The organism is Bradyrhizobium sp. 197 (assembly GCF_023073375.1).
Taxonomy (GTDB): Bacteria; Pseudomonadota; Alphaproteobacteria; order Rhizobiales; family Xanthobacteraceae; genus Bradyrhizobium.
On sequence record NZ_JADPJJ010000170.1, the window covers coordinates 1 to 22,555 of the forward strand.

At 59.0% G+C, this 22,555-nt stretch carries 17 protein-coding genes and 3 pseudogenes; 13 read left to right on the plus strand and 7 right to left on the minus strand.

Annotated elements, in window-relative coordinates; translation table 11 throughout:
- Together IVB27_RS37575 and IVB27_RS37580 are read left to right on the plus strand one after the other, a co-directional pair.
- On the plus strand, nucleotides 1–145 hold a 145-nt coding region (locus tag IVB27_RS37575), incomplete at its 5' end, for a transposase (RefSeq protein WP_247442991.1).
- 990 nt (nucleotides 146–1,135) lie between these two features.
- The gene (locus IVB27_RS37580; protein ID WP_247447652.1) at nucleotides 1,136–1,858 is read left to right on the plus strand and encodes a hypothetical protein; all 723 of its coding nucleotides are present in this window, start codon (nucleotides 1,136–1,138) and stop codon (nucleotides 1,856–1,858) included.
- 575 nt (nucleotides 1,859–2,433) lie between these two features.
- Here IVB27_RS37580 and IVB27_RS37585 read toward each other — a convergent pair.
- Nucleotides 2,434–2,721, minus strand: a complete 288-nt coding sequence (locus IVB27_RS37585; protein ID WP_247447653.1) for a hypothetical protein — start codon at nucleotides 2,719–2,721, stop codon at nucleotides 2,434–2,436.
- Nucleotides 2,722–2,758: 37 nt separating this feature from the next.
- Here IVB27_RS37585 and IVB27_RS37590 point away from each other — a divergent pair, with 37 nt between their 5' ends.
- Complete coding sequence (locus tag IVB27_RS37590) at nucleotides 2,759–3,502, plus strand: LuxR family transcriptional regulator (protein ID WP_247298780.1); 744 nt, start codon at nucleotides 2,759–2,761, stop codon at nucleotides 3,500–3,502.
- Nucleotides 3,503–3,529: 27 nt separating this feature from the next.
- A pseudogene (locus IVB27_RS37595) lies at nucleotides 3,530–4,144 on the plus strand (electron transfer flavoprotein subunit beta/FixA family protein); the annotation flags it as partial.
- Nucleotides 4,145–4,531: 387 nt separating this feature from the next.
- On the opposite strand, the gene IVB27_RS37600 reads toward IVB27_RS37595, so the two are convergent.
- Entirely contained in the window at nucleotides 4,532–5,212 is a 681-nt protein-coding gene (locus tag IVB27_RS37600) for an HAD family hydrolase (protein WP_247447654.1), read from the minus strand.
- 2,350 nt (nucleotides 5,213–7,562) lie between these two features.
- Between IVB27_RS37600 and IVB27_RS43920 the strand changes: the two genes are divergently transcribed.
- From IVB27_RS43920 to IVB27_RS37610, 3 genes and pseudogenes are all read left to right on the plus strand, one after another.
- Nucleotides 7,563–7,832, plus strand: coding sequence for a GTP cyclohydrolase I (locus IVB27_RS43920; RefSeq protein ID WP_524536547.1), 270 nt, complete (start codon nucleotides 7,563–7,565; stop codon nucleotides 7,830–7,832).
- A 392-nt stretch (nucleotides 7,833–8,224) separates the two neighbouring features.
- Nucleotides 8,225–8,723 (plus strand): annotated as a pseudogene (locus IVB27_RS37605) (preQ(1) synthase); the annotation flags it as partial.
- A gap of 465 nt (nucleotides 8,724–9,188) precedes the next feature.
- Nucleotides 9,189–10,001 carry an arylamine N-acetyltransferase family protein gene (locus IVB27_RS37610; protein ID WP_247298742.1) on the plus strand — a complete coding sequence of 271 codons (813 nt, stop codon included), beginning with the start codon at nucleotides 9,189–9,191 and terminating at the stop codon, nucleotides 9,999–10,001.
- 328 nt (nucleotides 10,002–10,329) lie between these two features.
- Here IVB27_RS37610 and IVB27_RS37615 read toward each other — a convergent pair whose 3' ends face one another.
- Complete coding sequence (locus tag IVB27_RS37615) at nucleotides 10,330–13,173, minus strand: tetratricopeptide repeat protein (RefSeq protein WP_247447655.1); 2,844 nt, start codon at nucleotides 13,171–13,173, stop codon at nucleotides 10,330–10,332.
- 294 nt (nucleotides 13,174–13,467) lie between these two features.
- Between IVB27_RS37615 and IVB27_RS37620 the strand changes: the two genes are divergently transcribed.
- Nucleotides 13,468–13,956 (plus strand): DUF2937 family protein, encoded by a 489-nt coding sequence (locus IVB27_RS37620; protein WP_247344906.1) that lies wholly within the window; start codon nucleotides 13,468–13,470, stop codon nucleotides 13,954–13,956.
- 74 nt (nucleotides 13,957–14,030) lie between these two features.
- On the opposite strand, the gene IVB27_RS37625 is transcribed toward IVB27_RS37620, so the two are convergent.
- Entirely contained in the window at nucleotides 14,031–14,903 is an 873-nt protein-coding gene (locus tag IVB27_RS37625) for a hypothetical protein (protein WP_247447656.1), read from the minus strand.
- Between the two features lie 29 nt (nucleotides 14,904–14,932).
- Here IVB27_RS37625 and IVB27_RS37630 point away from each other — a divergent pair, with 29 nt between their 5' ends.
- The gene (locus IVB27_RS37630) at nucleotides 14,933–15,130 is read left to right on the plus strand and encodes a hypothetical protein (RefSeq protein WP_247447657.1); all 198 of its coding nucleotides are present in this window, start codon (nucleotides 14,933–14,935) and stop codon (nucleotides 15,128–15,130) included.
- A 39-nt stretch (nucleotides 15,131–15,169) separates the two neighbouring features.
- On the opposite strand, the gene IVB27_RS37635 is transcribed toward IVB27_RS37630, so the two are convergent.
- A complete protein-coding gene (locus tag IVB27_RS37635) occupies nucleotides 15,170–16,159 on the minus strand; it encodes a S1 family peptidase (RefSeq protein WP_247447658.1) in 990 nt (329 codons plus the stop codon).
- A gap of 120 nt (nucleotides 16,160–16,279) precedes the next feature.
- A complete protein-coding gene (locus IVB27_RS37640) occupies nucleotides 16,280–16,846 on the minus strand; it encodes a hypothetical protein (RefSeq protein WP_247344920.1) in 567 nt (188 codons plus the stop codon).
- Between the two features lie 175 nt (nucleotides 16,847–17,021).
- Here IVB27_RS37640 and IVB27_RS37645 point away from each other — a divergent pair, with 175 nt between their 5' ends.
- The 3 genes from IVB27_RS37645 (at nucleotide 17,022) to IVB27_RS37655 (ending at nucleotide 19,096) form a co-directional block, all read left to right on the plus strand.
- Entirely contained in the window at nucleotides 17,022–18,218 is a 1,197-nt protein-coding gene (locus IVB27_RS37645; RefSeq protein ID WP_247344923.1) for a Fic family protein, read from the plus strand.
- A 163-nt stretch (nucleotides 18,219–18,381) separates the two neighbouring features.
- Nucleotides 18,382–18,702 carry a hypothetical protein gene (locus IVB27_RS37650; RefSeq protein WP_247447659.1) on the plus strand — a complete coding sequence of 107 codons (321 nt, stop codon included), beginning with the start codon at nucleotides 18,382–18,384 and terminating at the stop codon, nucleotides 18,700–18,702.
- A 13-nt stretch (nucleotides 18,703–18,715) separates the two neighbouring features.
- Nucleotides 18,716–19,096, plus strand: coding sequence for a DUF6035 family protein (locus IVB27_RS37655; RefSeq protein WP_247447660.1), 381 nt, complete (start codon nucleotides 18,716–18,718; stop codon nucleotides 19,094–19,096).
- Here the strand turns inward: IVB27_RS37655 and traA are convergent.
- A pseudogene (traA, locus tag IVB27_RS37660) lies at nucleotides 19,036–21,081 on the minus strand (Ti-type conjugative transfer relaxase TraA); the annotation flags it as partial. The gene IVB27_RS37655 and the pseudogene traA sit on opposite strands and share 61 nt — an antisense overlap.
- A gap of 170 nt (nucleotides 21,082–21,251) precedes the next feature.
- Here traA and traD point away from each other — a divergent pair.
- A complete protein-coding gene (gene traD, locus IVB27_RS37665) occupies nucleotides 21,252–21,653 on the plus strand; it encodes a conjugal transfer protein TraD (protein WP_247447661.1) in 402 nt (133 codons plus the stop codon).
- Nucleotides 21,654–22,555: the final 902 nt, after the last annotated feature.

Consider the following 22,555-nt stretch of genomic DNA (forward strand, 5'->3'; position numbering starts at 1 on the left):
CCTCTATAAAGGGCGCAATGTTATCGAGCGCTGTTTCTGCCGGCTCAAGGATTTCAGGCGTGTTGCTACTCGCTACGACAAACTTGCCAGAAACTTCTTGGCCGCCGTCCACCTCGCCGCTCTCGTCGCTTATTGGATCAATTGAGTCTGAACCCTAATAGGAAATGTTCCATTTCATCTCCCCAACCGATGACTGCTTCCAATAGTGAAGTTGGAGCCGAGCGGATTTGGCCCGTCTGTCCGAGGGGCGACAAACGGCTGCGCTTTTGTTCGCAAATGTGGGAATTAGGACAGAGACACACATCGCGACCGCACTGTCGGCGCCGGGCGGAGTCCAACCCAGATACCGGGTCCGACGGCGCAGGTTTTCTGACGCGCGAGAGCTATCAATCGCTGCGCCTCCTGCTTTGACCATTCGCGTGGCCTTCGATATAGCCGGGGCTCGATCGCCATGTCACCTCAGTAAGGAAGAAGGCACGCAAGCTCGGCTTGCTGCTCCAGAAGCAGGCCGACCCCTCGCAACTCCATGCGAAGTGAAATCATTCAATGTGGAGCATCGCGCGCCACCGCCACCTGCGACGATATTCGTTAGGTAGAATGGCGTAGGCCGCTCCAAATGGAGTTCGAGAATCTCCTTGGCAGCCGCGGGGCGCCATGCCGCGAACGATGTCGTCAGGGCTGAGCGCCTGGATCGGGTCAAAAGGGGCGGTCAAAGGCGTTGGGAGGTCAAGTCCGGTTTACCCGTCATAGCTGATGGTCCCAGCTTGGCTCATGCTCCTTCACATCCGAGCGAAGGTCCTGCGGCCGGCCACCAAATCGGCCAGAATTCCTTCAGTCGGCTCTCTGCTTTGACGCCCGCCGGGAAGCCGCCGCGACCCCCAGTTCGCCTGCCGCGCAAGCAAAGGGAGCGGTTTGCAAAGAAAGCGATGGGATGCCGCAGCCTACACTACACGCGAACTATAAAACGTTGACCGTCCCCCATGAGCTTCTGTTGATGACCGCGAGTTTCAAACCGTTTGATGGGTTGCGTCTCGAAATTGCCCACCAAAACGAGGGGGCGACAGCATACTTGGTGTGGAGCAAGTGTGCTTTGCGAGCGCCGTCTGCCAGGCTGCTCACAGAGAAGGACAGTCGGATGATTGCGCCGATTCGACGGAACTGGAATCCAAAAGACATTTTCGATGAGTTGACGCCGGCCATGTTCACGGCCGGACCTTCGACTGTGCGCGCACGTCGGGACAAGTTGTGGCCAGAGTTGTATACTGAATACGATGCGAGGCACTTAAAACAAGAAGTGTTCAACCGGAATCTGATCGCCACCAACGAAGCTGAGGCGTTTATTAGTGCCTGGGCCACGGATGAAGAGCGTCACACCGATAGTTTCATCCGGATCATGGAGCTTGTCGCTGGTGAATCCGAAAAAGATCTTCGAGACAGATTGGAGGCTCGATCGCATAGTTTTTCTGCAATCAATGAATACTTGAAGGACGAATTCTCTCTGATCGTTATGATCGCATTTGATGAGATGTGTACTTGCCGCGCCTATGCTGCGGATAGAGAGTTCTATGCCGGACTTGGCAGCAGCTTCCTTCGTTGCCTGAGAGAGGTGGTTGCCGACGAGGCAGTTCACTCGATGAACGCTGTTAATGTTCTCCGTGCCCGTTACTGCGAGCGCATTCCCGAAATCGGCGAGATTCTCGACAGCCTAATCCGCAGGGTGGGCGATGATCCGGACTATACAGGCACCTTCGTACTGGATTACTTCGGCGAGAATTACACGAAGCAGATGTTTGTCAACTGCCGCGCCGCTGTCCTGAGAAACGTCGGTAAGCCGCTAACAGCCGCAGTGACAGATTGAAGCGTCGGCGCGCAACTAGACAGACGAGCGCTCATCTCCCGTCAGTGCCTCAGAGGTGCATGTGTTGGTCGGCCAGAGCGGATTCGGCTCACAGAGGATTCAGACAGCCTGCATGCGCTGTCCTTGAAAGTTTTCGCTCGTTTTCGGTTTATTGGCAAGCGACACGCAATAATGAGCGATTCAGCGGTGCCTTGCACAAAGGGCACCGGTCACACGTCAAGAGAAAAAGCCAATCAGGCAATCGTCACGAACAATTAAGCCAAATGACGCTGTCGGCTTTCCTCCTGTTGTCGCGAATTCTTCAACGCACGCGCTCGAGGCAGCTATCCCAATTCTCTCAAGTCATTGTCGTTAAACCCGATTTTTTGGAGCGGTGCAACTGGTACGACCCTTGCTGTTCTCATCCCTAGGTTCTCTCCCTTCCGGAGATGCGTATGCAAAGTGCCCTCTGCACCAAGCAGAATTTCCGACTGCCGGCATATCGGGGTATCCCCCCGACGAACATCGTCTTGCACCACGAGGGCCGGTCGCGCTCAACCCTTAAGAATTGTTCGCGTCGGAGGCGTGCGACTAAGTCACCCAGACGCCGCGCATTGTTCATGCAAGAAGCCAAACTTGCGCGGCGAGTCTGTTGGGCTGCTCATCGACCCGGCTCTCGTCGGTGCCGGCGCGGTGAAGATCAGTTGGGGGCTGACGATGCAGATCCGTAGATCGTGCACGACCTTGGCCCACTTCTTTTCATGCTCGCCGGCAAGCCGAACATCCGCGGTGACACAGGGCTCGTTGAGCTCGGGACCACGGAGCGGCTCGGCGACGGATTGGAACTTGCCTCCGCTTAAAACAAGCTCAATCGAGCGGCGCAATATCGACCTCTTGGGTCAGCCCGCTGAGGCGCCCAAAATGGATCTTTTCAGCTTCACCGAATGCGCGACGCGAACGCAATCCCTCCGATCGCTTTTCGAGCTTCTTGTGAGCTGTGCCAGCGACGAAGGCTTCAGCGAAGTCTCTTACGGAGCGCTCAATTTCGCGGAGCCACTTCGCCTACCGGAGTATCCGCCGCCCGCCGTGGCCGTTAAGTGGCCGCCCGAGTGGTGTGAACGATATTTTAAGCGAAAGTACCACAAAATCGATCCGGTGGTCCGGCGGACACCGACGCTTTCGCGGCCGTTTCTGTGGGATCAACTCGCCGAGCAATATCAACTACAGCCCGACGAAAGGCGCGTACTTGATGAGGCCAGAGAGGCCGGTCTCAAGCACGGCATGAGTGTACCATTGTTTGGGCCATTGGGTCGATTATCGGTCGTATCGTTTGCATCTCGGTTCGACGATGCCGATCCTCAACATTCCAAAGGCCATCTGAACGCACTAGCCTGGCACTTTCACACCGCTTGTGTGGAGATCACACGTCCGGCGGAAGATAACTGCAATATGAGAGTTGCGCTATCACAGCGGGAATTAGATTGTCTAGGGTGGGTGGCAGAGGGCAAATCGTCATGGGAAATCGGGAGGATATTACAAATCAGCGAGAATACGGTGAACTTTCATCTTAAGAACGCGATGCGAAAGCTGGGCGCGACCAGCCGGATCCAAGCCGTCATTGTGGCGATCCGCCTCAATCTTATTTTTGATGTCCATGCTGCGTGAGCATCTTGATGGACGACGATTGTACCCAAGGCGCTGACATTCGGCGCCGATCGAGCCGTTCTGCTCACTGACCGGCGCTTCGCTGGTTCTGATACTCTGGTGATAACTTACGCATTGGCAGCCGCCATCCGAAAAGTTCGTAAGGAGCATGGACCGCCGACTTCATCTTTACCGGCAAGCAAACCATCGACGGTGACACCGCCCAGGTGGGACCCGGGATTGCGAAGCGGCTTGGGATGCTACGGCTGACCTACGTCGGCAAGATCAGAGCACTAGACCTAACCGTGCGCACAATCCAAACGGAACGACGTGCCGAAGGCGGTGTCCAGGTTCTGCTTACCAGCCCGTATCTCATTACGATTCTCGAGGCCACCACCAGATTCGCCGCGGCGCCATGGCCGGATGCGCTACGAGCCGCCCGCGCGCCAATCGTGAAATGGAACGCACAGGACGCGGGTCTCGAGGACCTTTCCAAATGTGGTCTCGCCGACCGTGATCAAGTGAGTCTTCGCTCCCTCGGCGCGCGCTGACAAAGCGATGCTGGTGGAGGCTTCCGAGCAGCCGCCGCAAGCTTTGATCTACGCGATCTTCAAGCACCAGCCAAAGCTTGAAGCGGAAGTTGCCGCACCGGTCCGCGAGTAATCTGGGCAGCTTTGTGGGCGCTTTCAGGCATGCGCGTCGCTGCACAATTCCGAGGCTCTAACCGCTCCTGGATAAGAACTCGACGGCAGGGCCGCGGCAAGCGCGCTCCCGACAAGAGGAAATTTCTCGGCGCGGGTCTTACGTCTTCAAGACCGCGGCCCGTCTGGAAGGACCTCGACGCAAGGAATGGGTATTGAGTCGGACTGCGTCAGGTTGCAGTTTGACAAACTCGAACGGCGAAGTCCCCTATCGGCCAATACTAATTAGGCGCGCACCTTCGTTTGGGCCTCGTCCGTCCAGAGCCGATGCTTCGGCCATCAGTGTGAAGGCGTCGCTGGAGAACAGGAAGACATGGACGGTAGAGGTTTTCAGTCATGCTCTGCGTCGTTATGAGTTCTGAAAAACGCCACGCTCCTGCAGAATGGGCAGCAGCCTATGATGGTCCTCGATGAGATAATCCGGCTGCGCCGCTCGCAGACGCGTCTCGGAAACAAATCCGCCCGTAATGGCTACGCTGATCAGGCCAAGTTCGCGTGCAATATCCGTTTCGACCGGCATGTCCCCGATGATGAACGTTGAGCTGGGGTTCAGATTGTATGCTCGCATATACAGACGAAGCCGCTCTCCTTTGCTTGTGCCTTTATATTGAGTAGCGCGGCTTTCAAAAGCCAGAACCTCCGCGACACAATCGTCGATTCCATGTCTTCGTAATTGGGTAATAAGGGGATCGACTATATGGTTACTGACAATAATGCTGGGAACCTCTTGTTGACGTGCCGTTTCCAAAATGCAACGCGCGCCTTCGCGCAGTTCGGCTTTGCTCGCCAGCGGTTCGTAAGTGTCGTGAAAAATAGCGCTGTCATGGCTATCGACCTTTTCGATTTCGCTCTCCGACATTCCTAGATTGCGGTAAAAAACCGAAAGTGGAACATCGAAATGATCCCGAAAAGTTTGCATGTCGATGGCAGCTCGGCCGAAGCGGCCCAAAATGGTGTTCGTCGTTTGTAGCAAGGCGTCGGCGTCGTCGAGGAGAGTGCCGTTCCAATCGAATACAAGAGCAGGTTTCATCATGGCCTCATGCTGCAGACGTTTTCGTTGAGGTGAGATCGGCGATCAATCTATTCGAAGTCTCGTCTGCGCGTTTTTGCCCGCCAAGGGGGCGGCATCTCGAACGTAAACGCAGAAAGACCGATCCCCTCATGTCCCCGCGGCAGCAAGGAAAGCAGACTTCAAAGGGCACATCAGCGTTGACCAGAGCCCCGTTCAAACAAACCGTCAAACGACGGCAGGAGGTTTTATGATTGTCAAAGGGCTGGAAGTCGGCGTCACTCTTCTCCCTGTGAGAGGGAGTGCGAACGTGTGCTATAGCTACATGCGGCCTGGAATGCGCGTCCTGCTCAGTGAAATCAACATCTGCTAGTTTGCCTGCTGGCCGGCATGACTTTGTATGTTGAAACCGTTCTTCATGCATAGATGCGGCAACGCCGAACCCCCCCTGTGCACGGTTTTCAAGCTTCGGCACCATGTGCTTGAGCTGATCGGAAACCGGCCTTTGTGAGCGGCTTGAAGGCAACAGAAATGCGCCTGCAGCACCGGACATGCTATGTCTCCTTGACCGACGATTATGGATGTCGCCCGTTGCATGTTGTTGTTTTCCTCCCTGTCCGGTTACAGACATCCGATGTCTGGAACCGACACCGAGCGGAGGTAATCCGCCGGCTCGCGCGAAGCACATGGTTTTGCGCCTCAGCAAGCAAGGCTCGTACCAAGTCCTCTTTCGCGGGCAGGAGGCTTCGCTGAGATTGGCAAACGAACTGTGTGATTCGAAACAGACGCCCTGATCCGGCTGCCGGACTTCCGAGAGCGCGGCCGCCAAAAGTCAACTTTGGTGGGCACGGTGCCTAATGGGGGCCATCCCGCGGTGCTCCGCCTAACAGCCGCAGCAAAGAGCGTTACGCGACTGTTGCCGCGGCGGGAATGTCTTGGTCCAATCCTCAAGCGGCCAGTCCCAACCCTACGCTGAAGAACGAAGACGTTCAGTGAACTGGACCCCCACCGAGGGACCATCGGGCCTTGTTTGCTGATTGAATTCGTGCGCGCCTCCGATCTCCTTGATGTCACGGAGCGAACAGCGCTGTCCGCCGTTGTTGCGGCTTTCAAGGGGTAGACGCTCCGTGACGGCATCGATACGCAAAGTGAAGGCTATTGAAGCGTCACATAAATGAGGGCGTTTGTGAACGAAGCTCGTGCGATTCGGCTAGGCTTCACTGAATGTACTTTCAGGAACATGGCGCAGACGCAAGCGAGGTCGGCAAAGGGACCGGCTCATGTTTTCACGCCGCCGCTATGTCTGTTTTCAGCCGTGTCGTCTTGAAGACGTTAATGTCCGGCCCCCGACATCAGGGCGTAAAATGTTTCCGCGCGCGCGCGCAAAGCGCATGGTGTTGTTCTCTTGCAGCAAGACGAGGATAGCGGTTTTCGGCACGTTGATTGCAGCGACGGTGAAGGACGCATTTCAAAAACAGCGGTCTCTCGCCGTCACCACTCAAGAGCTCAGATGAAAGCTATCTATTCCATCAAACAACTCCGTCATTCGTCGAACGTTGGAGGCGCTAGGCAGCACAATGGATGGCATCGCTCGACCGGCCATATTGCCGACACGGTGGAAGTCTCGAAATCATCCAGGATATCAAGGCCATGCGGCAGGTAATCGCAGATCGGGAGGCGACAAGCGGCCGTTCCGACGCCAGGGGCATCATGTGGACTGCCGAAATGCAGAAGCGCCCGCACATCAACTTGTTCGCGCGAGAGCGAGGCAAAGCGCCCGGCTAGGATGTTTGATGAGCTCAACGCAAGCAACTCGTAAACGCCTGCTCGACGCAGGCGTGTCCTTTGGAATAAACGCCAATGTCGCAGAATACTTGCGGCCCGGTGAGGGTGAGATAATACAAGCAGAAGTCGAGCAGCACTTGCAGTCTTGCTTGAGGCTTGGTTATCGACACTAGCCGCGACCACAACACGACTGCGACCGCAAAACGGATAGCCAAGATGTACGTGCGCCAGGTGTTCGTCGAGCGCTTTGAAGCTAGCCCTGCGGCTACGGAATTTGCCAAACGCGGGCTGCCTGCAAGAGACCTACGCGCTTGGCTCCATCACCGTGAGATCGGCGTGCTCGCACCACTTTGTTCCGGTCATTGGCATTTTCATTGAGGGTTTTCGATGCGCCTCCCGGACCTTTCCACACCGCAACCGACGCTCGTGATCGGCGAGCCGGGTTGCCCCGATCTCGCCGGCCTCACCGCCGGCGCCCGCCGCGCGCTTCTCTCGGCCTCGTTCGGCTCATTGCGGCCCGGCGGCTCGGGATGGTTCGGCCCCGACAAGCTCCACCGCATGTGGGTCGGCGTGCTGCCTGGTGTCGGTGATCGGTATCAGCAAAGTTGTGCGTGTGGCCAACTTGATCATGGCGCTCCCGCAATCCAAGAGGAAGCGTATTATGTTGGCAGACGAGCTCGAGCGCCACATTAATCCGAAGGGGTTGGCCGTCATGGTTATGGCGCGGCACCAGTGCGTGTGGCGAGGCGTTCGCGAGACGGAAACCACTATGGTGACCAGCATCATGCGCCGTGTTTCCGCGACAGCAAGATACTGCGTAGCGAATTTCTGGCGCTCATCAAGGACTAAACCGTGACCTATGTATCACTCAAGACATACGGCCGTGAAATCGGCCTATCTGCTGCGTTTTGCCAGCGGCGCCCGCCGTCGCACCGTCGCCTGTTGGGCCAAGATGTCGGCCGTCGACAAGCCTGCCGACGTCGACAAACTACTAACCCTCAACATCGGTGGGGCGACCAAGCCAGCAATATGGATGCAATCGTTGAGCCAAGAAGGCAGCGGAGCTGAGCACTCAGGAGGTGACTGCACGCGACTGAGCGCGTCATCATTCAAACACGAAGTTTCTCGGCGTGCGGTAACGGGGTTGGAAGGTTCTGCGGCTTCACCCTTGCGTCGATCGCGGTGGCTTCTCCGATGTCGTCGTCCACTCGAGAGCAGCGGCAGTGGATCAGGAGGACTTCATCGGCGATGCCCGGCTCGACGGCCGCACTTCCGGCGGCATGCATCAAGGAGTTGCCCGTGCCTACCACCCGGAACTTTACACAGGTCGGCGCCCACGTCGAGACGCCAGGAAGCCCAGATAAGGCGGTCCTCGAAAACGCGCCGCTCAGGCGCGGAGACGGACCGCCCGCCATCGTGCGCTGCACCTGCCCGGAATTCACCTCGTCTGCCCGTCACCGGTCAGCCGAGTTTCATCGTAATCGACTACGCGCCCGACGAGGCACTGGTGGGCTCCAAATCACTGAAGCAGTTCAGGACTTCGTTCCGCAAACACGGCGCTTTGCATGATGAATGCACAGCGCTAGTGGGCCGACGCATTGCCGGGGCGATCAAATCACTGTGGCTGCGCGTCGGCGGCTACCGGCATCCGCGTGGCGGCATCCCGATCGACGTGTTCTGGCAGACCGGCGCGCCACCGGGGGGCGCCTGGTTGCGCGATACAGGCGTGGCGCCTTATCGCTGCCGTCGGCTGAGCAACCAAAAGAGCGACAGCCGCTCGTTAGTAGCGCAAGAGCTGCAGGTTCGTAACTACGATTCATCAAGGGTGATGTCATGTTGAACGCGGCAGAAACTGCTGGTGTAGCTGAGAGCGATTCCTCAGCTGGTAGCTGTCGCCGTTCTCTACTTAGTGATGGCGGATCGCGGGCGGCAGTGGATCTCGAAACGCGGAGCATTCGCGGCGAGGCGAGACGAGATGATTCGCAAGGCTGGAAGATCGCCGTTGCAAATCGCCGCGGACCGGGAGTCCGACGGGCTGCTCCGGCCGTGCACAAATGGCCCGTTGGCTCGATACTGGCACTGAGGCTGTCGCCGGAAGTGCTGGGGCTGTTTCATTTCTATAGGAGAGATGGCCACCTTCTACGCGTCGCCTGCGAAGTCATCGCGCTTTCGGCGGCTTAATCAAACGAATCCAGACATCAGAGGACGTGCCATGGCATTTAAGATTGCGACCTATCTCGATCGGATCGGCCTTGCTCAAGTCCCGACAACGGTTGATGGCCTTCTTGCGCTCCAGCAGGCTCAAATGCGAGCGATCCCCTATGAGAACATTGATGTTCTGCTGGGCGATATCCCCGATCTGACTGAGAATTCGATCTGGGCCAAACTTATCGATGCCCGGCGAGGCGGCTATTGCTTCGAATTGAACAAGTTGTTTGGCTTGGCGCTCGAAGAACTTGATTTCACGGTCCGGCCAATTCTTTGCAGGGTGCGCATGGGGGCTTCGGAAGGTGGCCCACGCACACATCATGCATTGATCGTGACCATAGAGGGTTGCGACTGGCTTGCCGATGCCGGCTTTCCCGGTCCGGCACCGATTGCACCGCTACGAATCGATGCGAAGGAGCAGCAAATAGTTGGCGGGGACGTGTTTCGTCTGCGGGCCGACCCGGCCAGTGGAGAGCTCGTGCTTGAACGCAAGAACGAAGATGAATGGTTCGCTCTTTTCGGCATTGACCGAGCCGTCGCCCTGCCACCCGATTTCGAGGGTGCCAACTTCATCTGCGCACGCTGGGACCGTATGCCCTTTCCATCCGTCCTCATGATGAGTGTGCTGACATCGGAGGGACGTGCAACCTTGCTTAACAAGAAGCTCAGATTGACTCGCAGCCAATTTAGGGAAACACAAACACTGGAAACGAAGATCGAACTGCAGCAGGTCTTGGCCAATGTCTTCGGGCTCCGACTGACTCAGTGCACCGTTGATTCGTTATGGGAAAAGCTTGGGTCACGTGGACTTGTATAGGAAAGAAAGTGTTCAAGCATTCCCAGCGCGACGATGGCCTTGCGGTCTCTTCCAAATCCCAGGGCGGGATCGTCGACTCTGTTATTGGCGATGTCGTAGCGCTTCAGGGGACGATCGAGTTGCTCTGGAATGATCCCATCGATCCGTGGCTTCAAGGGTGCCGAGCGCGCGGCTACATGTAGCTTAGACTTGGGCCCCCTTGATGTGACGCTAGCGCGGACGGCTTAGAGCGTTGGTCGGCGGGGAGAGGCGCAGAACTCCGGCCTATCGGTGGTCTAAAGTTCGGTCTCAGTGTAGGCCGCTCAGAAATCTAGGGCGCGGCCGCCTTTCAGAGAGTGTTGCAGCTTGAAGAGCGTACGGCCGGCAAGAATGTTATCGCGGTGTGATCGGAGGCGTGCCAGGCGCGAAGCGCAATGCCGATTGAAGCGTGCCCGTCAAGAAGGTAGTCCTGAGTCCCCGTTCGGCCAATGCGTACCTCATGGAGCCGAATATCAAGCCGCGCCGCTTCAACGTGCTTTTGACTTGCTGCACGGGCTTTGACCAAGTCTTCGTTGGCCTGAGCGTCCCCGAGATCGGTGCGTACATCATAACGCAGTTCTAGGAACTCGGTGCGAAAATGGTCCGCCCGGAGTCGGTCTAGCGCTTTGTTGATCCAGACAAGCGCTTGGGCTGGATCTCCCTGTGCGCGCCGCGCGCGCGCCATGAGCCGCTGGAGCCATTCGCTCGTTTCAAGCTCCTTCCGTTCCCGCAGAAGGGCCTCACCTTCTGCTGGGCGGCCCATTTCGATCAGGAGTTCGGCGCGCCGTTGGAGGTGGAAAAGCTGTGGTCGAACCAGCGATTCATGGAGGGCGAGCGCCTTGGCATGGAAGCCGGAAGCGTCGGCACCCCGCAGGCGGGCTGCCTCGAAATAGACCTCAGCCCACGCAAAACGATCGCTGTCGGTCTGCAAGCCATCTAGCGTGCATTCGGAGAGCTGCTCGAAGATGCGGCCAAACATGGCCGGCTCTTCGGTTGAGAGGTAGCGCCCGAGTGCAGCGAACGCACGAATCGCTTGCAGCACGCCGACATTCGCTGCCTCGGCGATCGTTCGCTCGATTGCGTCGGCATGGCGTCGAATGAGCCCTGCTCGCCAGTTGCCTGAGCCCCATGGCAAGCGCTCGATCACACCCAGGAGAACCGAGTAAGTCACGTTATCTTCGCCGGGAGCGCGAGCGAGGATTTCATCGACCAGCTCGATCGCCCGAGCCACTTTGGCGGGATTGACCCGGTAGATATCGATCAACTGCAGGCGGGTTTCGTGCATGGGCGAGGGTCCGCTCAGCACCTGCTCAAAGAGTTCGGCCGCGGCGGCCGAGTCACCAAGTCTCTTGAGCGCCTTACCCTTATGATGCTGCACTTCGGCAGTCTGCCTGTCGGTGAGCCCGGGAAGTCCGGTAAGTGTGTCGAAGGCTGACAGGCGTTCCCGCAGCCGGGCCTTGGCGATCTCATCGCTTTCCAGCTTGTCGTAGAGGAACAGCTGCTCGATCGCTTCGATAATTGCCATCAACGCCAAAGGCGCCGGTGGGCGTCCTGCCAGCGCATTGGCGTCGGCCAATGGGTCGCCCACGAGTTCGGGAGGCAGTTCGGTATAATCCGATACCGTGAGCAGCGCGTAACGGAACGCGGCAGAGCGAGCTCCTGCAGCAATCAGCTTCTTGAGCTTAGGGAGGAGGATGCGCCCGATCGTCCAAAGACGCAGACCAGGCTCACTTGCCGCGGCGCGCAGATAGCCCTCCAGCGCGGCATCCAGCTCGACGCGCCGCTCCGGGGGACACCAGCCGCCGCCGCTCAGCGCCGCGTGCACGACATCGTGGAGCCGAATAATCCCGCTTCGGTCAGCAGCTGTAAGCCCGTGGCTGCGGAGCTTGCGGATGCCGAGCGGCTGGACGACATGCTCGAGAAAGTCCTGCCCGCAAGTTGCTTGCTCGGCCCAGGCGAAGACAGACAGCTCGCGCTCGAGGGCAGGTCGCAGGCGCCCCAGGAGCCGATCGGCGAGGCGCTGGCCATGATGTTCCAGTTCGCCGACAGCCCGACAGTCACGAACGATCTCGTCCCACGTGGCGCCCTGCCGCACGGCAGCGCTGATCAGACCCAGGGTCAGCGGATGGCCGCCCACCGTGGACCAGATGATGTCAAACACATCAGCTGGGCACATCGCGCCATCGTGGTCGAGCAGGCTCTGTGCCTCTCCACGAACGAACATTGGTAGTTCGTATGAGCCTGGTTGTGCCGACCGCTGCGTGAGGATGATCCGTGAGCGAGGCCCGCAAAGTTCACCAAGGCGCGCTGTCGAAAGACCGGGTTCGGCGTCATCGATTACTAACAGACAGGCCCCGGTGCGCAGCAGCGCCGTGACGTTCCGGGTTTCGCCGCCTCGCACCAAAGGGAGCGCCTGGAGTTCCTCTGGCCGACGGACTTCCCCCGCGTCTAGCCAGATGGCGAGGTCGTACTGGTCTTCGTGGTCCGTGGCGTAAGCGGCAGCTGCCGCTGACTTGCCGAGCCCGGCGATACCGCTGATGGTCACCACTGGACTTTCCGAGAGGCGCCGCGAGATGTCGGCGTCGACGTCGACGCGAATAATGCGGCTTCGATCCGGGGCGGGGACCAAGCGGCTCACGGCCTCTTCATCCCGAATCCTCTGTAGCTCAGGCAGGTATGGAGCGAGCCTTCGAACAACGGTGTCGCTGAAGATCAACTTTTCGATCAGCTGGGTCGCGATCTCCTCCGCGCCCCACAGGTACAGAGTCTTGCCCTCCATTTCCGGCCAGGTTCTGACGGCGCTTTCGAACTCCTGGGCGACTTGGGGCCGCTTTCGCTGGCCCGACAGCAGGAAGATGTCCCGTGCGGACGGTTTGCGATTGAGCGCCTTTCTCAGATCGCCGTCCGCCTTGGCCATCGGGCGCTCAAAATAACCGCCCGCATCAGAATACTCGGCGACTATCCGGCCGTCGTCGCTGACTGTGTCGACCACGCCGCCAACGGCATAGCCGACCAGATTGGTCCCTTGATGGTTCAGAGGCACCTCGAGCAGGGCGTCCAGAAATAGTCCGGCGAACCTCTCGAAATCGGTGGCGATGTAGCCAATTGCACCAGCCAGACGGTCAATTTGCGCGACCTTGCGCTTTGGATTCATCGTGATTTCTCGACTGGTGGCATAGCTTCCGTGTTTAGCGCTTCAGAGGCGGGCACGTGAGGGCATTCCCGCCGCATATCGTAGCATATCGTCCAACATTTCGATTGCTCCCGAGCGACAGCTGATCGGTGCATAGAGCCCGCTACAGGTTTCCCCAAACGGGCTGAACGCCCTCGGCCGACCGGGGCGGGGACGCCGGCTGACAACCACTTCTTGTGATTGGACCCGAATGACCGAATCGAGGCTATTGAAAAACCTCAAAGCGATGGTCTCGACTTGAGAAGGAGTAGTGCAATGCAACGGCTCTTTGCGGTCTTGTCGCTTCTGGGTGCTTTGCTGTTTGCGCAGATTCCTGAGCTCCTGCAACAGTATAGGCAGCGGCTCGGTGGCGCAGCCGACGAGCTGACAGTCATTGTGCGCAACTTCGACGAGGACTCCCGCCGCTCGGGTTATGACCGATCGGGCGCACTCGGTGTGATGGCGAAGAACCCAGAACAACTGGTGCGCGACCAGGCGCAGCGAATGACGGAATATGTTCGAAGGCTGGACCGGCTGAACGAGCAGCAATCGGCTTTGGCGAATGGCGTCACGCCTGCGGCCATCCTGGCGGTAGCGGTTGACTACGACAAGCCGATCATGGCGCAAGCCTGGAGCGCCTATGCACCCGCGCTTCCGACGACCCTCACGGGCATTGTATTTGCGATCATCGGCTGGTGCTTGCCTTATGCTGCATTCTTGGTTCTCGGCGCTGTTGCCGGCTCACGAGGCAGAGTCGCTGCGTGATCCGACGAAACCGAGATTCATCGGCAGGAGGACAGCAAACCGAGCCGTCAAACTCCGCGCGGCGTTTCTATACCTCAACTCTTGTTCGCGGTCTTCACCGCGAGCGGCTGCTGGATGAAGCGCCATAGCGGCAACGCATCACTTTTGTGGTCGGATGATACCAGTGGCGCGAACCAGTTGGGCCGATGTTCAAGTTCAATTTGCACTGAATCCGGTTCTCCATTGGCCTGTTGCGAATAGTGGCGGGAAAACATCCGGCTCAGCGTGCCGATTATTTCAAATCTCTCAGTGTCCTCGTTGAGCCGTTCCTCGGGCAGCCAAGAAAACTCGATCGCCGACAATCTTCCGTCAGTGACAATGGCCTTGGTCTCCTGCTCGGCCCATTCCCCGAGATTCATGAATATCCACGCGATCTCCTGCTCGTCCGCACGCGTGAGGACACGATCCTCACTGAGCATCGTGACCTCTCGAACCGTAAAAGGCGCCATTCCGTCGGGGCGGATGGCGTTGGGCGTGTCGGCGGTTAGCCGAAGTGTGAGCGGCGGGGTTGTGCCGATTGTCATATCGCCGAGCCTGCCCAGCTCATTGAAGCGGACGGCATGTTTCATGTCGAGCTTGAGGTAGCCATTTTCATCCAGCAGATCGTGCGGGGATACGAGCGTCCAGATGCCCCATCTGGCCCAATAGACGGCCACCTTGAGCGCGGCCCGTGTTGCCCGCGCGTAGCTGTCGAGCGAGGACAGATAAGACGGTGTCATGATCTGACGTTCTTGCCGGACCGGATCTGCCTCGTAGACGTTCTTGACTTCGACCAGCCATTGCTTGTCGTCTTCCAGTACGATTCTGAAATCTGGCGCCCGATATCTGCCGACAGGATAGACGCGCCCGGTATCTTCGACCTTCATCAGCTTGTAATGACCAAGCGCCACCACCATGGCTTCGAACATTGCCGCGGTTCGTTGGCCCGCGAATCAGAATGTCATCGGTCAATGCCTTGTCAAGCTGCGCGCCGATCGCCCGCCAAAAATTCCTGGGCTGTCTGGGGCGCCGTGACGGAAATCTTTCGCTCGCGGCTGAAGCGGGCATAGAGATTGAGAAGATCAAATGGTTTGCTCATTTTGGCGTCGCTGCCTTGAATTTACGCGTGGGAAAGGTCGGGCCTACGACTTGGTGAAATCGGCAACCTGGTCGGCTTCCAAGTTAGCTGACACGCCTAATCGGCCGAACCCATAAAATCATCTGAGCCAGCCCGCAGGGAGCCCAAGCGAACCGAATAGTCCGACGCCAGCGTCGCGCAGATTTCCTCTGCCCGTGCGCGGTCGTTGGTCATTGCCGCAACATGCCAAGGAGCGTTGCGCACCACCGCCCAACCGCGCACCCATCCCGGGTTCGATGGGTCGACGTGAGGGAGGTTGCGTTGAAGACCTGGGATCGGCGCAAACCAGAAGGCGTAGGATTGCGCACCGTCGCTTCCCGGCTCGTCGCTTGAGCTGACGAGGCCGATCACCTCTCCGTCCTGGTTGAACACGGGTCCTCCGCTCATACCGCCTGGCCAATGGCTGTCGACCGCAAATGTCGGCCAAGGCCGATGTTCGCGGCCACTCGGCAGCACTGCCGTTACGCGGCCAATAGACCCATACATGCGCTCGGTCAGAACATCCGTGTCGATCTCGCGGTCCTGTATCGAACGCAGTTCGGGAAATCCCACCGCCATGACTTCATCGCCGATCTCGGGCCATTTTCCGGTCAGCCGAAGGGGCAGAAAATCGCGTACTTCGTGCAGGCGCGTGTTGTCCGCTTTGAACGACAGCGTCATGCAGTCGAGTGACATGCGGCTCGAGTCACGGTTGAGCAGCCAATCAAGGGCAATATCTTCTGGCGGGGTGCGAAAGGCGGTCGCTGACGCAATCACGACCATCCCGTCGACCCCAATCGGGGCGCGCCCATAAATAAGCCCCGGGTTGAGCAGACCTACAACCGTCGACCGCGGGCGCGAAGGCCCGAGCCATGCTTCAAGCACGTGCTGCGCGGTCAGATATCCTCCGAAGGGGTCGATCCGGAACGCCGTGCCGAGACCAGAGACGCGGTCTGTGTGGTTGTCGATTGCCAGTAAGGAGATAATCGGATGGCGAACCCCCGTCGGGCCTTGAATCTGAAACTGGCGGGGATCGTCTCCGGCTGCGGGGGTGACTGGAAAGGGCATCGTCCAGTCTAACACGGCAAGGCTAATCGCCCTAAGGCGCATTCAATGTAAAGGCTCATCCGAGTCACAAGGAAACCGGCGCCGCTGTTTTGAAACGGCGCCGGTTTCTTTGTCAAAGGTCTAGTGAGCGGCGGCACCTTGCTTGATCGCAGAGGCGAAGTCTTCGACAACACGAACAAATAGATCGGGATCACGCAGTGCGTTCTTGAGCTCCTCAGTCCAATCCGGATTCGACTCGGTCCACTTGATCAGCGCGGTCGCCTTGACGCCGCGATGCTTGATCAGGAAGTTGGAGATCTTTGCCGGCACCGCGCCCGCGACAAACGCGGCTCTAGCCGGTGCGGCGCGCGCCAGAAGAATGAAAGCCCGCGAGAAGCTCGCGAGATCGTCCTCTTCCGCGACTTTGGTGAGGAGGTCCAGTACAGGACCGGAAGGGGTCGTGTAGGCTGCCGAGCCCTGGGATGCGATCGCCTCGGCAATGCGGTGCAGTGTTTCTGGGGGCATGCTCTTAATTCCTTCGTCAAGGCCGGCGAGCGCTTTTGCTTTTGCCCTGCGATCGGCGGCGAGGTTTCTGATGTCGTTTGCGTCTTGTTCGGTGGGCACCCACACACGGACTTCCTGCCAGCCTTCAGCCAGGCGAACGTCGCGCTGGCGTCTTACTCGCCTGACTACCGTAGGATCGGCCACGAAATGTCTCCGTACTGTCGTTACGCGATATATACCGTAACGACAGTACGGGCAAGAGGTTCCTTGATGGAACCTAAGAACGTTATATAGGGCCCACCATCAGTCGCTTTATTGAAGTATAGATAAACAACCTTTATTATGGTGTCGGACTTGGCTCTTCTGCGAAAGGTTTCTCTTGAACCGCGATAATCTCACTCACGCCGTTCGGGAACGATTGCAGCGGCTTCCGGCGCCCTATGCGGCGCATTACGGCGTGGTTCCGCTGCCCCCGCCTGAGGACGGCGTTGCCGTGGGGTCGGTCCTTGCCCGGCTCAGGGCGGCGGATGCAGCCTTGGTGCGCATCGAGACGCTCGCGGCCGAACTAAAGGACCCGTATCTGATCAGCCGCATCTTGCCACGGCGGGAAGCTGTCAGCAGCTCGGCGATCGAAGGCACCAACAGCACGCTTGACGAATTGCTGTCCGGTGAAGAAAGCGAAGATTCCCAGCAGGGCGAGGCGGTAGTTCAGGTGCGTGACTACGCGCTCGCGCTCGATGACTTCCTGCCGCGGGCCAGACAAGAGAAACTGGAAATCTTCACAAGCGGTTTGGTGCAGGATCTGCATCACGCCGTCATGCGCGGCGACGCAGAATACAAGGACAAGCCCGGCGATCTTCGCCAGGTTGTGGTCTGGATCGGCGGCAGGGGCGATATTGCTTACTCGACCTACAATCCGACGCCGCCGTCTGACATTGCCGCGTGTCTTGAGGACACGATGAAGTACATGCGCTGCGAGGGCATGCAGGCGATGTACCAGAGCTTCATTGTGCGAATGGCGGTTGCGCATGCACATTTTGAGGCAGTCCACCCGTTTCGTGATGGCAATGGCCGCGTCGGCCGTCTCCTCCTGCCGTTGATGATGGCGGCGGAAGGCATGATGCCGATTTACCTGTCACCGTACATTGAAGCCCACAAGGCGGCTTATTATGAATCGCTCAAAGCGGCTCAGCAGCGCCTCGATTGGCATGAAGCGGTCGGATTCATGGCGGACGCAATTGTCGGCACCACGGATGAGCTGCTGAAGACGCGCGACGCTTTGTCTGCACTTGGCGATCTATGGCGAAAGCGGCGCAAATTTCGCCAGGGCTCAGCGAGCCTGCGAGCACTCGATGTTCTGCCGCACTATCCGGTGCTGACCGTCAAGCGTTTAGCCTCGCTTCTCAGCATTACGGTGCCTGCAGCCTCGCAAGCGGTAGAGCAACTGGTCGAGAATAAAATCTTGAACGAGCGTACCGGCTATGCGCGCAACCGCGTCTTCGCCGCGCCCGACGCGCTATCGATCATTAACCGCCCCTTCGGCGAAGAACCCATTCTTCCCGGTGCGGACACCTGACGGCCGGTATGCCGGGCTGACAATCGGTGAAGCCGCGAATTGCGTCTTCGCCCCGCCGCCGGTCATGCCGTCGGCGGGACTTCCTTGAGACACAGGCGATTTTCCATAGCACGCGATCCCGCAAATGCTCAATGATCACGCCGGACGAAGGGAGATTCGGTAGATGGTCGAGGCGATTCTCCGAAGGACACTCAAAAGAGTGGTTGACCTTGCATCGATGCACAGCATCACGAGTGATGCGCTCATAGCGATGAGCAAGGACGATTATCAGGTTCTCCGTCGCGCGGCGACGCGCGCGCGGCTCGACAGGAAAGCGCGTTTCGTCTGCGCGAAATGCGGACATGCCGTCTATGCTCCGTGCGAAGGCCGGACCGGCCAGCCTTACTGGAAACACCACCCGGGTGCCCCACAGCTTTGTCCCTGGTGGACGGGGACGCCGGCCAGCGTCGATATCGTTAGCGCGCAGCAATTTGACGGAGCGTAGGAAAGCCCGCTGCATGCTAAAATCAAACATTATCGTCGGTGAGTTATTGACCAACGATCCGCGCACGACCGCAGGAAGCGTCGTTGTCGATGAGTATCTCATCCTAGAGAATGGACGGCGGCGGCCGGACGTACGCCCGATCTATGATCGCATGCCACTCGTCGTGGAGGTTCAACTTGCAACCACGCAAATCCCCATCATCGTGCAACGCGAAGATTTCTATGAGAGCGCGTCCATTCGCCTGATTTGGCTCACCTGGAATTTTGAGCCACCCACGAGCGGCCGATTACTCAGTTCGTTTGAGGACATTTTCTACTCCCACGACAAGAACCTCGCCAATACATGGGCGCGATCCACCGTCATGCCCTGCGCCTTGTGGATCGTCGCGGCATAGCCATGGTCGATCCGGTTGAAATCCCTGAAGTCGAAGCGCAAGGATCGGCCATCGTCGGTCTGCACGGTCATGGATTGCGCGCTGACCTGTTCAATGGTCCCGAGCGTGCCGTTCTTCACGCCAAGACCGCGCTCGTTCTGCAGGAACATGACGCGATCTCCGCTCGCGAAGGCTCTTGCGCCGCGCTCGACCGTCACATGCACCTCGTCCCCCAGATTGCCCGCAGCCCTCATCCGCCCGCGCGCTGCCTCGTTCAGCGCCCGGACCTCGTCGTTGGTGTGGGTGAGGATGATCCGGCTCTGATCCGGCGATGCCTGCCGATCACGGTCCCAGCGCTCGATCAGATCGCCGCGTGCCTGTTCGCGGGTCTGGGCCTCATGCACCATGCCTTGGGCGCGGTAAGCTCCCAGCGCATGGCCCACTTTGCCGGTCGCCAGATCGCGCGTGGCGTCGCGCTGCCACTCCTCACGCTGACGGCGCACTTCACCGATTTCTGCGCCGCCGTGACGCTCATGGATCGAGCGGAATGCCGCCCCCGCCTCGATCGCCTGCAGCTGTTGCGGATCGCCGACCAGCACCACCTTTGCCCCTGCGTCGGCTGCATGGGACAGCACGCGCTCGAGCTGGCGCGTGCCGACCATACCTGCCTCGTCAATGACAAGCACATCGCTCGATTTGAGCAGATCGCGGCCCTGTTCCCAGCCATGCTCCAGGCTGGCGATCGTGCGCGACAGAATGCTCGATCCGCTTTCGAGGTTTTCCGCGGCAATGCCGGACAGCGCCACGCCCTGGACCTCGAAGCCTGCCGCTTCCCACGCCTCTCGCGCCACGCGCAGCATCGCGCTCTTTCCCGTTCCGGCATGGCCGACCACGACGCCGAGATCGCGTCCATCCATGACATGCGCCAGCGCGTCGGCCTGTTCGTTAGACAAGACCATGCCGCGCGCTTCCGCACGTGCCAACGCGGCTTGGCGCTCCGTGTCGCGTACCTGATGGCGTGCCCCTTCCGCCATCCGTTCAGCTGCACGGTGAAGGCGCTGCTCCGCGTCGATTATTGCGCGGGTCGTGAACCGATCCTCGCCGCGAGCGTCTTGGCCGAGTTCGACCAGATCGGGCGCTTCCCGCATTGCGGCCACCACCTCGTTGAACTGGTCGAGCCCGTCACTGTGCCGGTGCGCGAACTTCGCTATGTCGCGGCGTGTGAAGGTCGATTGTTGCTGGGTAACGGCTTCCAGTCCAAGGGAGGGGCCGGCGATGATCCGCGCGCCATTGCCGCGCGCGATCTCACGGTGCATCTCGGCCCGGTCGGCTTCGCCGCCTTCGCCAACGATGCCCCGAACCTCGATCCGTTTGGCCGGCGCACCGATCTGGCTCTGCGGCTCCAGGGCGATGCCTTGGGCGTCCAGGCTGCGATGATCAATCCACGCGTCGATGTCGAGCTCGGCCAGCCGCTCATTGGCAAGCTCAGCCCAGCGTTCGCGCCATCGCTCGACCATCTCCGTGCGGTTCCAGTCTCGTACCTTTTTGCCAAAGCCGTTCTCGTCGACCGAGCGCATGGTCAGCATGACATGGGCATGAGGTTTCGGTAGTCCGTCCTCGGCCCTGTCCCAATGCACATTGAGGTCGGCGATCATGCCGACACCGACGAACTCACCTTGAACGAAGGCCCGGGTCAACTCGATGCCATGTGCTTCGCTCATCTCCCGCGGAAGGGCAAACTCCACCTCTCGGGCGAGCTGGGCATCTTTCCGGATTTCGAACGCTTCGACATCGTTCCAAAGCTGCTCGCGATCCCGCCATGCCTCCGGCGCGTTGTCCGGCAGCATCAAATCGGAATGGACGACGCCGCGCTTTCCAGAAAAATCCTGATCACGGCCGAGCCGTTCGTCGCGCAACCGCGAGCCCGAGCGGGAGGCTGCCGGCGCCACCGCGCTGCTTCCGGCCTTGCGGCCAATGACCTTGACGTGAAGATGATAGATCGCCATCGCGACCAGATCATCTACACGGCACAGCGTACGTCGGAACGACGTATAAGCGCGCCCTCCCTCGAAAAATTCTCGGGAGGGATTACCGCGTCTCAGGCCGTCCTGACGACCTTACAGCATTGTGCGGTGTGCTCGATTATCATTTCTCCAGCTACACATATGGAGACACGATGCGTAAACCGAAGGACTTTGATGCAGACCTGAAGGCACTCGAAGACAAGGCGCGCGGACTGAAAACCCGCAAGGTCCGCCAGCTAGGCGAATTGGTCATAGCAACCGGGGCAGATACCGAACGTTGGGGAGGCAAGCGGGCTAGGCAACAACTGGAAGGGGACCTGACAGCGCGAATTGTTGCAGCGGAACGATACGGAGCCCAGTGCGCCAGAGCTATCGAAGTCTCCGGTGTCGAAGCCGCGAAGGACGCAGCACACATAGAAGCAAAGAAAATCCATTATTTGCTGTATAGAATTCGCCAGCACGCGCCGCTTACCGTCTCAGGAATGTTGATCTTGGCGCGCGGCATGATGCTGTACGAGGAAGTGCAGAAGAGCAACTATTGCGGCGGCGAATAGGGGCGAGGTCTGCTTCTGGGCCGCGAGTTAGCAAGTGCGGTCCTTCGCGTCGCCGGAATTGCGGCATAACATCGTCGAATGGGGCGGCGGCTTCCGCCGCCGTCCTCCGGGCCATCTTTACGAAAAAGGTCAACCATGGGCGAGCGAAGGCGAAGACGAATGATGATGGCATACCATGAAGCGGCCCACGCAGTGCTGGTTCGCCGTCAAGGCCTAGCATGCGCGGAAATACGTATGTCAGGATCGGTCGGAGCCTTAACCGCTTCGGCGTCTTATGAGAGTGGAGAAGCAGTAGAAGCGAAGATTGCGGGGTACGAGATCGATGGCGCTGTAGCATTAGCAGGACCAGTCGCGAACGTTCGTTTCTCAGGGCGTCCCAGCTCGTTTTCTGACGGCGCCGAAAGCGACTTGCAGATTGCACAAGCGGCGGCCGGTTCTGTGCTCTACTGAAATCTGGCCAGTCGTTGCCCGGCGCTGGGAACGAGGAGCTTGAACTTCCCCGGGACGTCCTTCGGCAGGCGAACGACATACTGGCCGTCATCTTGCAGAATTGTGAAGCGTTGGTCGACGAGCACTGGGCCGAGATTGATCGTGTAGCGAAAGTCCTAATGCACCGCGATCTGATTACGGCCAGTGAACTTGACCAGCTTATAGCCGAAACACCCAGCTGAATTGCATGTACCAAGCTGACCGCTCTGAACGCATCAAGGCTTTGGTGAAGGTCGCTCTAGCAGTCTGCTGAAAACCCCCTCGCCAGGGAGGGGACTTGATGATTCACTTTATCATCTCGAATCGGCGGAGATGATCATGCGCGGCAGGTTTACGGATCAGGGCGGCCTGTTTTCGTACATCGCGCCGGATAAACGTGTGCCAGCGAACCATCCGCTGCGGAAGGTCCGGGA